The organism is Spiroplasma endosymbiont of Apeira syringaria (assembly GCF_964020205.1).
In the GTDB taxonomy this organism is placed as follows: Bacteria; Bacillota_I; Bacilli_A; order Mycoplasmatales; family VBWQ01; genus Spiroplasma_E; species Spiroplasma_E ixodetis_A.
Window position 1 is genome coordinate 922603 of sequence record NZ_OZ026543.1, and the last position, 15176, is coordinate 937778.

Genomic DNA, 15176 nt, shown 5'->3' on the forward strand with positions numbered 1-15176 from the left:
AGGAGAAACAAATGGAACGTAAAAAGATTATTATTGGAAATTGAAAAATGTATAAAAATATAGAAGAAACTCAATTTTTTTTAAATGAATTTAATAAATTATTAAAAACTAAAACTATTAAATATGATTATGGAATAGCAGCTAGTTTTACTAATTTACCTTTATTAAAAATTAATAAAAATTCTGCTTTAATTATTGCAGCTCAAAATTGTCATTATGAAACCGAAGGTGCATATACTGGTGAAATTTCAATTAAGATGCTAAAAGATATGATGGTTAGTCATGTTATTATTGGTCATTCTGAACGCAGAATGTATTTTAATGAAGTAGATGAAACAATAAATAAAAAATTACATTCACTATTTAATGCTAATATTATACCAATTTTATGTTGTGGTGAAACTTTAAACCAATATGAAAATAAAAAGACTAATGAAGTAATTAAAAATCAAATTAAGTTAGCATTAAAAAATATTAAAGCAGAAAATATTGCTAAGTTAGTAATTGCCTATGAGCCAATATGAGCAATTGGTACTGGTAAAACAGCAACAGCTCAACAAGCTCAAACGGTTTGTAAAATGATTCGTGAATTTATTAGTGAATTATATAATAAAAATGTTGCAGAACAAGTACGTATTCAGTATGGTGGTTCAGTAAAACCCGATAATATTAAATTAATACTTTCTGAACCTGACATTGATGGTGCATTAGTTGGAGGTGCTTCATTAGTACCACAATCTTTTTTTGATTTACTAATTTAACTCTATTTAAATTACTAATAAAAATAAGGAGTTAACTAAACATGGAATTATCAAAGATACAAATTAAAAGTATGTGAACAAAACTAACAAAAAAAATTAAACATCGTGCCTTTCCGGCAACCACTTTTGTCAATGCTTTTAGGAATAAGTCAGAAATTTTAGCATTGTTTAGTAAAAATGGTGAAGACACTAATCAATTAGAACAAATTGGCTTTATTATTTGTACTAAAACTATTTTTGCTTCTAGTAGTGATAGTATTGTTAGTGACAAAGGTATTATTACTAATGAATATTTTACTGGTGAAGTAATTGATGTTAATAATACTCTTATTCCTAATACTTATATTCATTTAGTTAAAGTTAATAGTGGACCAATCGTTATTAACGATATTCCATTATATTTAACCATCAATGAAAGTCATCATCAATCATTAGTTAATAATAAAATTGGTGCTAAATTATTTACAAATAGTTTGATGAAACAATTAAATTATAAAACTTCTAATTTTAGTTCTATTTCTATTACTGAACAAAATTTTATTGTTGTTCTTAATAATTTAAAGATAAATAGAAAACAAATATTGCAAAGTGAATGTATCATTAATTCTTTATTAGAACAAAAATTATCATTAGAACAGTTAATTTTATTGCAAAATAAAAAAGAATATAGTTATTTAAAAAAATTTAATGAAGTTGAATTACAAGAAATTATTAATTTGCAAAAAATAGCAGTTGTTGCTATTAAAACTAATAAAGATCAGCGAAAAATAACATTAATAGCAGGTAATAAACAACGAATTGAAAACTTTTTTATTAATGCTAAAAAACCAATCATTATTGCTATTAATGCTATTAATAAAAAAATTAGAGCAATTAATCAGCCTGAAAATATTCAACCAATAGCACCGATAACTAATATTACTAATTATCAAGATTTATGACAATTACAAAAAATTCATAAAGAACTATTGAAGTCATTTTCAAAATGGCGGATAGTATCTCAAGATATATTAGAAAATTTATCGCAGACTTTTGCTTATGGTTATTATTCAGAAGTCATTGATAATTTGAAAATTACTCATTATTCTTTTAATAATGATTTATTAGATTATAATTTAATGGAAATTAAAGGACACAATTTATTAGCTAATAGTAGTAATACTATTTTATTTCTTTCTAATAATATTAGTGATAATCCTAGTATGGTTATTTTATTAAGTCAAGATTTAAAATCAATTTGTGATTTAAAAACAATAATTACTAAAATTACTAAAAAGCAATCTATTAAAATAGTCTTTAAAAAAGATATTGTTATTTTGAGTAATGTTCATTATCAATGTATTACTGATTTTATTACTAAAATGATTACTATTTTTAAATCTGATAATTTTAAACATCAGTTGCAAGTTATTAAATAAAATATGAGGTGAAATTTATGAAAACAAAACAACCAATATTACTATGTATTTTAGATGGTTTTGGTATTGCAAAATCTAGTGCAACTAATCCCATTAGTTCTGCAACAAAACCTAATTTGGATTATTTATTAAAAACTTATCCGCATACTGAAGTTTCAGCTTCTGGCCTTGCAGTTGGTTTACCAGAAGGACAAATGGGCAACTCTGAAGTTGGACATTTACAAATTGGTGCCGGTAGAGTAATTTATCAGTCATTAACATTAATTAATAAGTCAATAAATGATAAAACATTTTTTAAAAATGAAACAATATTGTCAGCAATTAATCATGCCAAAAAGAATAATAGTAATGTTCATATTATTGGTTTACTAAGTGATGGTGGAGTACATGCTCATATTAATCATATTTTGGCATTATTAGAAATTGCTAAACAACAAAATTTTAAGAATGTTTATGTTCATGCTATTTTAGATGGTCGTGATACAAAAGCTGATATTTCTAAAATTTATATTGAACAGTTATTAAAAACTATGAAACAATTAGGTGTTGGTATGCTTGCTACTATTTCAGGAAGATATTATGCTATGGATCGCGATAAACGTTGAGATCGTTTAAAAATAGCATATGATGTAATAGTTAATCATGAAGGCGCTTCATTTATTGATCCTATTGCTTATGTTAATGCAGAATATAGTGCTGGTCGTAATGATGAATTTATTATGCCTGCTTATAATTCTGAAATTAATAATGGCAATATTACTAATAACGATAGCATTATTTTTGCTAATTTTCGTCCTGATCGTGCAATTCAATTAGCATCAGCATTAACAAATAATAAATATGATTTTAATATTAGTATGAAAATACCAACATTAAAAAATACTTTTTTTATTTCAATGATGGAATATGCTAAAAGTGTTAAACCACAAGGTGTTATTTTTCCACCTATATCAATGCTTGATGCTTTAGGGGAATGATTAAGTAAAAATCAATATCATCAATTACGAATTGCTGAAACTGAAAAATATGCACACGTAACTTATTTTTTTGATGGTGGTGTTGATGTTGAATATCCACTATCAACAAGAATTTTAATTCCTTCACCAAAAGTAGCAACTTATGACTTAAAACCAGAAATGAGTGCTCGCGAAATTACTACTCGTTTAGAAAGTGAAATTTCTAAAAACATATATGATGTTATGGTTTTAAATTTTGCTAATCCAGATATGGTTGGTCATACTGGTGTTTTAAATGCTGCCATTGATGCGATTGATGTTATTGATGAATGTCTTGGAAAATTGTATCAAGCAATAAAAAAAGTGAATGGTATTTTAATGATTACTGCTGATCATGGTAATGCTGAAATCATGATTGATAAAGAGGGTAATCCTAATAAAAAACATACATCGCAACCAGTACCATTTATTATTTGTAAAACAGGATTAAAATTAAAATCAGGTGGTTGCTTAGCAAATATTGCTCCAACGCTATTAGACTTTTTGGGTTTAGTTAAACCAACTGTTATGACAAGTGAGTCTTTAATTATTAAATAAAAATATATTGATTTTTTCTTTTTATTGATAAGTGCTTGTTTTAAGAATATAAAAGTATTAAAATATAGGCATATGAATTAAATATAGTGTTTCCCCTTTTATTTTTTTTAAATAAATATAAGGGGTTTATTATATTTAGCTTTTATATTTTGGAAATTTATACATTTATTAAAAATTATGGAGGTAGAGTATGCCATTATCAGAGACAGTAGAATATCGAGAACTTAATGATTTTGTACAAAAATCATTAAGTTCTAAAAAAGATGAATCATCACCCAATATAACTTTAAATAGTTTGGAAGTTAAGATTGATGATATAAAAACACAATTGGATAGTAGTTTAAAAGAATATATTATTGAACTTGTATATGTAGATGAAAAGGGACGTTTAGTAAAAAAAACTAATGATGAAAACGTTAGTATTATTCAACAACCACCTTTAGTAATTAATAGTGATCAATTACAACAACTAGTAATAGTAAAAGAAAAATTAGATAGTTCTCTAGTACATTTATATCGAACTAAAAAAGAAAATGATAAGATTATTCTTGAATATTTAGGTAAAAAAGAATTACCAGCATTATTATTAAAAACTGAATCAGAATCCAATAATTTAAATAATGAAGAATATAAAGAAGAGTTAGATGATCTTAATGTTAATATTATAAAAAGATCTGAAGAGCCTATGAAATTATCATTTGCTGAAAATGGAACGTGTTATTTGTTTATTGATAATAAAAACAAAACAATTGTTCCTGTAGATGTAAATGATGCTAAGGAATTTAAAAACTTTGTAGCCAAAAAATGTCCTCGTAATGGTAGTATAAATATTGAAGTTGATAAAAATGGAAAGATTTTGTTTGCATATATTATTGATAACCAGACTCATAAGAGGAAAGATATAAAAATTGCTGAAAAATTAATTGATACTTTTGAAAGAGTAATTAGTACAGCCTCTTCTTTACATTCACAACATTCACAAAATAATTCTGTTGCACCTAAAAAAGAAGTACAAAGTAATAATTCTTTTCCTGCAAAGGAAGTTAATGGTACTGAACCACCATCAAAACCAGTAGAACAAAGTGTTAAGTCATTTTTATCTACACCAACACCATAAATGTAATAATTAAAGGAGAAAAATAAAAATGCCACTAATGAAAAATTTTAAATGATTTACAAACATTATGAGAAATATATATCAATCAGAAATAAGTGATGTTGAAGATATTGCTATTGAAGTAGAGGATGACCTATATTCAAAAAAGAATACACTTAATATTTTAAAGAATTCTTCTTTCAAGATTAATCCATTAAAAGTAAAAAAAATAGTTAGTTTAAATCAAGATGTAAAATTTGTTGTTGATAGTGGTTCATTAGTTAATACTATATTTATTAGTGATGAATCATTAACTCAAAATGATCAAAGTTTATTTAAAAAAGACCAATTAGTTTTCGTTGAAGATGAAAATGACAATACTAAAATTAAAATATATAAAATTTTATTTGATGAATCTGAAGGTGAAATAAGACCTGAATTAGGATTATTAGGAAGTATAAAATTATCAGAATTTAATGGAATTTTTATAAATTCTGGACTGTTTAAAGAAAATGATGTTTTAAATGATGTTTTAAATGATGTTTTAATTAATCAAAAGATTAATAATTTATTAGATGCTCCACAGTTGCGAAATCCATTTGAACAACCAAACCCAGTTTGAGATGTGGAACACTATAAAATTAATGATTATTCTTCAAATAGTACAATGATTGAAAATTTTAAAAAACATTTAAACTTAGTGAATGTTGAAAAAGACTATTTTATTTATCGTCAAGGAAATGAAATTTTTATTAAAAATGTTACTGATCCAAATGATACTTTTATAATCTCAACAACTGCTCAAAATATTACTGATAATGATATTTTTTATTTAAATAAAAAGATTAACGAAAATGGAGAAACTTTTTGAGAAACCTATAAAATAACAAAAAAACCTGTTCTAGGATGGTTATATGATAATGTAAAATATCAAGCATATGAATTTAATCCTTTAACCGACCAGCAATTTGATGATTTAAAAGCATTAAGTATTACTCCACAATTAGGATTTACTATAGAACCAACAATTAATAATGGATTAGCATCTCTTCTTAAAGAAGAGCAACAAGAAATTGATTTAGTTGCTATGCGTTTTTTAGTAAATGCACCAGAAGTGTTACCAGAAGATTTACCTGAACCTTTACAGATTGCAAATAATATCTCTGAAACATTGCAAAATAATAGCATAGAAGGTTTGTATAGTTTAGTAATAGAAGATGGTAAAATAAAAATATCAGATGCTAAATCAGATCCAGAAAATGTAATTTTTGAACAAGAACTTTCTCAAGAAAATAAAAATATATGAAATAATGATATAGAAGTTGCTGGTAAGTATCAAAAAGTATACTTTGCGAAAAACCCAAGTAATAATTTAGTAGAAAAATGAGTAGTTATTGCTGATCAAAATCAACTACAATGTATTGGAACAATTTCTTTATCGGAATTAAGAAAAAGTTTTGCAAATAATAATTTATTTCTTGATGGATTAAAGGGTATTCACTGTGGAGAAAATGGAGCACAAGTTAAAGTGGCAAGAACTGCTGCTGAACAGGTAATATCACCAAAACCATCAGCTACAAAATTATCTCCAGTTATCGTTAAAAATGTTATTAATTTAAAATGAGATGATAGTAGAAAATTATGAGATTTAAATATAACAACTGATGAGCAAACATTGGATAAAAAATTAAAATTAGAAAAAAATGAAAATGATATTTTGAATAATTTAATAGAACAAAATAAAAAAGCAAATACTGTTATTTTATTTAATAAGTGTGATGGTAAATTTTTAAGAGCATATTATTTTGATGAAAATAATAAGAAAGTAAATTGCTCTAATAAGTTAAGTGATGAAGATAAAGAACAACTTAGTACCATAAATCAAAAAGCAAAAGCAAGAGTATTAGAAGCAAGAACAGTAACACCAATACTTGATTTAAAATCAAACTTATTTTTAAAAAATACTAAAACTTTTAATTTTAATATTTTTAATGGAAAATGTTATGTTTTATGTAATGATGAACTTGGAATTCCATTAAAAGCAGAAGTGAAACTTAGTCCTGAACAAATTCGTGCATTATCATATTTAGCTAAAAATGAAGTTGATTTTTCTTTAACTTTTGATAAAGATGATAATTTTAAAAGTATAAGTTATACCTTTTATAGAGATGAAGTAAAACAAAATGTAACTATTAATAGGAAAGATTTATCTGATAGTAATAATTTTAATCAAAAAAGGATTGAAACTGATGAATTAATGGAAACAATAGTTACTGCTCTTAATAATCCTGAAAGTTTAATACCAGAAGATGATGGAGTAACTCCAAAACCATGAAATAGTGATACTGCTGCTAAAGTTAATGGAGCATCATTACCAAGTAGTACAACTCAACATCCACAACAACAACAAATGTAATTAAATCATCATTATTTTAGAAGCACAAATAAAAAATATTTGTGCTTTTTTGATTCTAAACAATATTTTTTTCTGTATAATAATTAGTGAAATATTAAAGAAAGAAGGAATTAACAAATATGTCTTGCATTATTGATATTAGAGCACTACAAGTAATAGACTCAAGAGGAAATCCAACTATTCAAGTTGAATGTTGAACTGAAGATGGTGGATACGGGCTTGCTTTAGTGCCATCAGGTGCTTCAACAGGTACTAGAGAAGCTTTAGAACTACGAGACAAAGATACTAAAGTTTATGGTGGACTTGGTGTTATGAAAGCCATTAAAAATATTAATGAAAATATTGCCGAAGCTATTATTGGTTTGGAAGTTACTAATCAAAGATTAATTGATCAAACAATGATTAAGTTAGATGGAACAGAAAATAAAACAAAATTAGGTGCCAATGCTATTTTAGGGGTATCATTAGCAGTTGCTAAAGCTGCCGCTGATGAATTATATGTGCCCTTATATACATACTTAGGTGGTACTAATGCTTGTCAGTTGCCAGTCCCAATGTTAAATGTAATTAATGGTGGTGCTCATGCTGATAATAATATTGACTTTCAAGAATTTTTAATAATGCCAGTTGGTGCTAAAACATTTTCAAAGGCAATCCAAATGGCTGCCGAAACTTTTCATGCTTTAAAAAGTATTTTAAAAGGTAAGGGTTTAGTTACTGCAGTTGGTGATGAAGGTGGTTTTGCTCCTAATTTAAAATCAACCGAAGAAGCATTAGATTTAATTGTTGAAGCTATTAAAAAAGCGGGTTATACTCCAAATAAAGATATAAAAATTGCTATGGACTGTGCATCATCAGAGATTTATAAAAATGGTAAATATGTTTTTGGTAATAAAGATGGTAAAAGTAAAAATACTGAAAAATTATTAACTTCAGCGCAACTAGTAGATTATTTAGTTGATTTAACTAAAAAATATCCAATTATTTCAATTGAAGATGGTTTGGCTGAAGGTGATTGAGAAGGATTTAAATTATTATTAGAAAAATCAGAAGGTAAATTCCAAGTTGTTGGTGATGATTTATTCGTTACTAATCCAAAAATTATTAAAGAAGGAATTATTAAAAACGTTGCTAATTCAGTATTAATTAAATTAAATCAAATTGGAACATTAACTGAAACTATGGAAGCTATTGAAATGTGTCAAAAAGCTGGGTGAACGGCAGTAGTATCTCATCGTTCTGGGGAAACTGAAGATACAACGATTGCTGACTTAGCAGTAGCTTTTAATACTGGACAAATTAAAACAGGTTCAATGTCAAGAACTGATCGTGTTGCAAAATACAATCGTTTATTAACAATTGAAGCTGATTTAGCAGATCAAGCTAAATTTTTAGGTGACGATGTATTTTATAATATTAATTAATTAAAATCATATTTTATGGTTAAATTTACTGATATCCTTTTTAATTTTAAACAAATTATAATAATTATCACTAAAATAATGTAATTAGAAGAGAGGATGACTAAATATGCAAGAATTAAATAAAAGAAGAATTGGAATCTTAACTTCTGGTGGTGATTCACCAGGTATGAATAATGTTATTAATGCAGTATATAAGACTTTTCGTGGTATAAATCATGAAAATAGTAAAATTGCTACTGCTGATAAAAGACCATTTGAATTAGTTTTAATAAAAAATGGTTATAAAGGAATAATGACAAATGACATTCATGTTATTGATAACAATTGAGCAAATTTAATTGATCTAGGGACTGAGATGGGGGGAACAATCATTGGGTCTGCTCGTTTTAGAGAATTTGAGCAAGAAGAAACTCGTAAAAAATGTATTGAAATTTTAAAATCTAAAAAAATTGAAGGTTTAATTGCTATTGGTGGTGATGGCACATATAATGGTTTGCAAAAATTAAGTAATGAAGCAGCTATTCAATGTGTGGGTATTCCAGGTACTATTGATAATGATATTAGTTCAAGTGAGTTTACTATTGGTTTTGATACCGCTCTTAATACAATTGTTGAAAATCTTGATAAAATTCGTCAAACCGCTAATTCTCATGGAAGAATTATGATTGTTGAAGTAATGGGTCGTAATTGTGGTGACCTTGCTCTTCATAGTGCTGCTGCTGCAAATTGTGATTTAGTTGCAACTAAAGATTTAGGAATTGGAGAACAGTCATTGATTGATATTATTAAACAGTTGTACACTAAAAAACAATGTCGTTCATTAGTAATAGTAGTAACTGAACGTCAATATGATGTTAATAAAATAGCTAAAATCATTGAAAAAGATACTGATTGTGAAACAAGAGCAGTAATATTGGGTCAAATTCAACGTGGGGGAACACCAAGTGCATTTGATCGTTATTTAGCAACAATGATGGGTATTTTTGCTGCCGAAAGATTTGCAAATAGTAATAAATCTAGTATTTGTATTGGATTACAAGATAATAAATTATTAGCTATTGAAATTCAAGATGCATTAAACACACCTTCAATAAATAAAAATAACGTTGCTAATAAAATTTTACGTTTGTCAGGAGTTATTTTTAAAAAAAATACTTAATAAAAAGAGGTGAATAATTTGATATCAATTATAAAAAGAACTAAATGTGTAACTACTTTAGGACCTGCTTCAAATTCTGCTGATGTTATTAAACAACTAATAGAAAATGGCTCAATTTGTGGGCGTTTAAATTTTTCTCATGGTACTCATGATGAACATTTAGCAAGGGTTTTAATGATTAGAGAAGTATCTAAACAATTAAATGTACCAGTTGCTATTATGTTAGATACTAGAGGTCCAGAAGTTAGAACACATACCTTTACAAATGGTAGTGTAGAAATCAAAAAAAATGAAATTATTACGATAATTGATAATAAAGAGATTATTGGTACTGCCGATAAGTTTTCTGTAAATTATGGTAATTTAGCAAAGGATATTAAAGTTAATGATAATTTACTAGTAGATGATGGTAAATTAACATTAAAGGTTACAGCGGTTAAAGATCATACTGTTATTTGTCAAGCTTTAAATACACATACTATTAAAGATCGTCGTGCTATTAATATTCCAAATGTTAAATTGTCTTTACCTTTTATTTCTGAAAAAGATAGAGCAGATTTAATTTTTGGTTGTCAGCAAAAAGTAGATTATGTTGCTGCATCATTTGTTTGTTCAGCAGCTGATATTAAAGAAATCCGCAAAGTTTTAGATGATAATGATGGTAAACATATTCAAATCATTGCTAAAATTGAATCACAATTAGCAGTTAATAATTTTGATGAAATTTTAAAAGAATCAGATGCTATTATGGTTGCTCGTGGTGATTTAGGAGTTGAAATTCCTTTTGAAAAAGTTCCTTTTTTAGAACGTGAATGAATTAAAAAATGTCGTACTGTTAACAAACCGATAATTGTTGCTACGCAAATGCTAGATTCAATGATAGATAATCCTCATCCAACACGCGCTGAAGTTACTGATGTTTGGGTTGCTATGGATTGGGGAGCAACATGTACAATGTTATCGGGTGAATCTGCCAATGGTAACTATCCTGTGTTATCAATTGCAACAATGAGTAAAATTCTTGTTGATGCTGAAAGTCATCAAGAACAGAGTAAAATTGCTACTGATTTATTGCATACAAAAGATCAATTAGTTGCTAAAACTATTAAAAAAATTATTGAAGAAAAACCACAATATTTAATTACTAATAGTCAAGATAGTAATTATATTAGAACTATTGCTAATGCTCATTTGCCAGTTTATATAATTCCTATTGTTAATAATGTTATTGATTATAATAAATTTGCAATAAACTTTGGAATTTATACTTTTTTAGCAGTTGAAGGAATTCCAGTAGAATTAAGTAATTCTTCGCAATTAGTTAAAAGCATTAGTAGCACTTATATAATCGCTACTAAATCAAAATTATTAGTAGTAGATATTAATAATAATACTAATCCTTTTACAACTTTTATTGTCAAATAACCTATTACTACTGAGGTAAATTAGAAAAGGAATTAGGTAAAACATGAAAATTAATGTAATTAAATTAAATGGCAAAACGATGACTTATAATATTGAAAATCCAATTACTGGTTATCAATTATTAAAACAGGAAAATGAAAATATAGATTCTTCAATTATTGCTTTTACTCTGAATGGACAATTAAAAGATTTATATTGAGAAATTAAAGAAGATGCTGAAATCAAGTTTATTAAAAAAGATGATGCTTTAGGATGAACTATTTTAAATTATGGATGTGCTATGATTTTAGCTCATACTATTAAATTAATGTATCCACAAGCGTTAATTACGATTGCTAATACTAATGATAATGGTTTTTATTTAGATTTTGATTATGAAAAGCGAATTTCTAATTATGAATTAATTAAAATTGAAGAGAAAATGCGTGAAATTTTAATAAAAAATATTGAAATTAAAAGAGTTTGTCAAACTAAAGAAGAATCTTTAAAAACTCATAAAGACAATCCTTTTGCTTTAGAATATATTAAATTAAATCATGTTAATGGATTAAAATGCTCTTATTTAGTTGATAATAAGACTTTAGTAGTGGCATCGGGTGTTGCTATTAATAATTCTTCATCAATAAAAGATTTTAAATTATTAAGTATTACTGGTGCATATTGATTAGGAAATGATAAAAATAAACAATTACAGCGCATTTCTGGTATTTGTGATTATTCAAAAGTAAAATTAGTAGATAAACTTAATGAACTTGAAGAACGAAAAAATCGTGATCATCGCAAACTAGGTAAAGAATTAAATATTTTTACTTTTAATGATGATTGTGGTAAAGGATTACCTATATTTTTACCAAATGGTATGGTTATTAAAAAAGTTTTGCAGAAATATTTGAGAAAACAAGAATTTATGTGAGATTATCAAGAAGTATCAACACCAGTTTTAGGTTCTGTTGAATTATATAAAAAAAGTGGTCATTGAGATCATTATCGTGAAAATATATTTACTCCAATTAAAAAAGAAGAAGAACAATTGGTATTAAGACCAATGACTTGTCCTCATCACTGTATGATTTATAAAAGTGCTCTTCGTAGTTATAAAGATTTACCTTTGCGTTTAAGTGAGCATGCTTTATTATATCGTTATGAAGCAAGTGGTGCTTTAACTGGTTTAGAACGAGTAAGAAGTATGGAATTAACTGATTCTCATATTTTTGTTAGATTTGATCAAATGAAAACAGAATTTAAACGTTGTTATCAGTTAATTGCTGAGGTTTTAAAAACTTTAAATATTAAAATTGATTATTTATCATTATCTTTACGAGATCCTGCTGATAAAGAAAAATATTTTAATGATGATAAAATGTGAAATCAATCAGAAACAGCATTACGTGAAGTATTAGATGAATTACAATTAGAGTATAAATCAATGATTGGTGAGGCTGCTTTTTATGGACCAAAATTTGATGTTCAAATTAAAACAGCATTAGGTCATGAAATTACAATATCTACTATTCAATTCGATTTCTTATTACCGAAAAAGTTTAATTTAACTTATATTGATGAAAATAATAATGAAACAAATCCAGTTATTGTTCATCGAGGATTAATTGGTACATATGAACGTTTTATTGCCACATTATTAGAACAAAATAAAGGCGTTTTTCCACTATGATTAGCACCAAGGCAAATTGCAATTTTACCAATAAATGAAAAAGAAAAAACCTTAGAATATGCTAATAAATTATTGCAAACTTGTAAACAACATAATTTACGAACTGAAATTATTAGCAGTGGAACTATTGGCAAACGTATTGTTGAAACACAAACTCAAAAAATTCCTTATCAAATTATTATTGGTGATAAGGAAATAGAAAATAATAATTTAAGTTATCGTCAGTATGGTCAAAAAGAAAGTAAAATTGTTACTTTATCAGAATTTTTAAAATTATTAACAAAACAAGTTGAGAATAAAATATAACTATAAAAATTAAAAAACCATTTAAGGTTCTAATTCTTAAATGGTTTTTTAGTTAATTAAGCAATTTAATTTTACTAAGTATATTAGTAAAATTTAAACCATTTTTTTATACGAAAAAAATATTTATATTTTTACTATTATTTTCATTGACATTGGGTTTTGTTTTCTGTAAGATACTTATTGTTCCCGAAAATAAATGGGTTACAAACTAGAAAAAACGATCTTTGAAAACTAAATAAAACAAGAATTAATCCGTCAATTTTTTATTAAAAATTAAATAAGTCAGACATCATCTTTTAACAAAAACAATTTTATTGAGAGTTTGATCCTGGCTCAGGATTAACGCTGGCGGCATGCCTAATACATGCAAGTCGAACGAAAGTAGCAATCTTTAGTGGCGAACGGGTGAGTAACACGTATCTAACCTACCATTTAGTGGGGAATAACTGTTGGAAACGACAGCTAATACCGCATATGTTATTTATTTGCAATGATAAATAATGAAAGGAGCATTTGCTTCGCTAATTGATGGGGATGCGGCGCATTAACTAGTTGGTAAGGTAATGGCTTACCAAGGTAACGATGCGTAGCCGATCTGAGAAGATGAACGGCCACATTGGGACTGAGACACGGCCCAAACTTCTACGGAAGGCAGCAGTAGGGAATTTTTCACAATGGGCGAAAGCCTGATGGAGCAATGCCGCGTGACTGATGAAGGTCTTCGGATTTTAAAGGTCTGTTGTAAGGGAAGAAGTGCTAGAATAGGAAATGATTTTAGTATCGACCATACCTTACCAGAAAGCCACGGCTAACTATGTGCCAGCAGCCGCGGTAATACATAGGTGGCAAGCGTTATCCGGATTTATTGGGCGTAAAGCGTGCGTAGACGGTTTTGCAAGTCTGAGGTTAAATTTAGGGGCTCAACCCCTGACCGCCTTGGAAACTACATTACTAGAGTATAGGAGAGGTTAGTGGAATTTCATGTGTAGCGGTGGAATGCGTAGATATATGAAGGAACACCAGTGGCGAAGGCGGCTAACTGGCCTATTACTGACGTTGTGGCACGAAAGCGTGGGGAGCAAATAGGATTAGATACCCTAGTAGTCCACGCCGTAAACGATGAGTACTAAGTGTTGCCATGAGGCAGTGCTGTAGCTAACGCATTAAGTACTCCGCCTGAGTAGTATGCTCGCAAGAGTGAAACTCAAAGGAATTGACGGGGACCCGCACAAGCGGTGGAGCATGTGGTTTAATTCGAAGCAACGCGAAGAACCTTACCAGGTCTTGACATACCTTGCGAAGCTATAGAGATATAGTAGAGGTTAACAAGGATACAGGTGGTGCATGGTTGTCGTCAGTTCGTGTCGTGAGATGTTTGGTTAAGTTCAGCAACGAACGCAACCCTTGTCCTTAGTTGCCATCATTAAGTTGGGGACTCTAAGGAGACTGCTAGTGTAAGCTAGAGGAAGGTGGGGACGACGTCAAATCATCATGCCCCTTATGACCTGGGCCACACACGTGCTACAATGGCTGATACAAAGAGTCGCTAAACCGCGAGGTCAAGCAAATCTCAAAAAGTCAGTCTCAGTCCGGATTGAAGTCTGCAACTCGACTTCATGAAGTCGGAATCGCTAGTAATCGCGAATCAGCAATGTCGCGGTGAATACGTTCTCGGGTCTTGTACACACCGCCCGTCAAACCACGAGAGTTGGCAATGCCAGAAGTCGGTGTCCTAACCGCAAGGAGGGAGCTGCCAAAGGCAGGGTTGATGATTGGGGTTAAGTCGTAACAAGGTATCCCTACCGGAAGGTGGAGATGGATCACCTCCTTTCTATGGAGTTTAGTTTCTAATAAGAAACCAAGACAACAAGAAAAATTAGATGGATGATTTATTGGATTACTTCTTTTGTTCTGTTTAGTTTTCAGGGATTGTTTTCTCTGAGCAA

General features: G+C 28.3%; 9 protein-coding genes and 1 rRNA gene. All 10 read left to right on the top strand.

Going from position 1 to position 15176, the window contains the following annotated elements:
• Positions 1 to 11 precede the first annotated feature (11 nt).
• The 10 genes from tpiA to AACL02_RS05725 all read left to right on the top strand — a co-directional run bounded on the left by tpiA (position 12) and on the right by AACL02_RS05725 (position 15061).
• On the top strand, positions 12 to 761 hold the full coding sequence (gene tpiA / locus AACL02_RS05680) for a triose-phosphate isomerase (RefSeq protein WP_339043331.1): 750 nt from the start codon (positions 12 to 14) through the stop codon (positions 759 to 761).
• 41 nt (positions 762 to 802) lie between these two features.
• On the top strand, positions 803 to 2179 hold the full coding sequence (locus tag AACL02_RS05685; RefSeq protein ID WP_339043333.1) for a hypothetical protein: 1377 nt from the start codon (positions 803 to 805) through the stop codon (positions 2177 to 2179).
• A gap of 17 nt (positions 2180 to 2196) precedes the next feature.
• On the top strand, positions 2197 to 3732 hold the full coding sequence (gene gpmI, locus AACL02_RS05690) for a 2,3-bisphosphoglycerate-independent phosphoglycerate mutase (RefSeq protein WP_339043335.1): 1536 nt from the start codon (positions 2197 to 2199) through the stop codon (positions 3730 to 3732).
• A gap of 190 nt (positions 3733 to 3922) precedes the next feature.
• On the top strand, positions 3923 to 4849 hold the full coding sequence (locus tag AACL02_RS05695) for a hypothetical protein (protein WP_339043337.1): 927 nt from the start codon (positions 3923 to 3925) through the stop codon (positions 4847 to 4849).
• 37 nt (positions 4850 to 4886) lie between these two features.
• Complete coding sequence (locus tag AACL02_RS05700) at positions 4887 to 7244, top strand: hypothetical protein (RefSeq protein ID WP_339043339.1); 2358 nt, start codon at positions 4887 to 4889, stop codon at positions 7242 to 7244.
• A gap of 119 nt (positions 7245 to 7363) precedes the next feature.
• Positions 7364 to 8668: a phosphopyruvate hydratase gene (eno, locus tag AACL02_RS05705; protein WP_338975897.1), complete on the top strand. Its 1305-nt coding sequence runs from the start codon at positions 7364 to 7366 to the stop codon at positions 8666 to 8668.
• Between the two features lie 106 nt (positions 8669 to 8774).
• Entirely contained in the window at positions 8775 to 9827 is a 1053-nt protein-coding gene (locus AACL02_RS05710) for an ATP-dependent 6-phosphofructokinase (RefSeq protein ID WP_339043341.1), read from the top strand.
• A gap of 18 nt (positions 9828 to 9845) precedes the next feature.
• Entirely contained in the window at positions 9846 to 11252 is a 1407-nt protein-coding gene (pyk, locus tag AACL02_RS05715; RefSeq protein WP_339043343.1) for a pyruvate kinase, read from the top strand.
• A 43-nt stretch (positions 11253 to 11295) separates the two neighbouring features.
• Positions 11296 to 13230 (top strand): threonine--tRNA ligase, encoded by a 1935-nt coding sequence (gene thrS, locus AACL02_RS05720; protein ID WP_339043345.1) that lies wholly within the window; start codon positions 11296 to 11298, stop codon positions 13228 to 13230.
• A 310-nt stretch (positions 13231 to 13540) separates the two neighbouring features.
• Positions 13541 to 15061: ribosomal RNA gene (locus AACL02_RS05725) — 16S ribosomal RNA — on the top strand.
• The last annotated feature ends 115 nt before the right edge of the window (positions 15062 to 15176 follow it).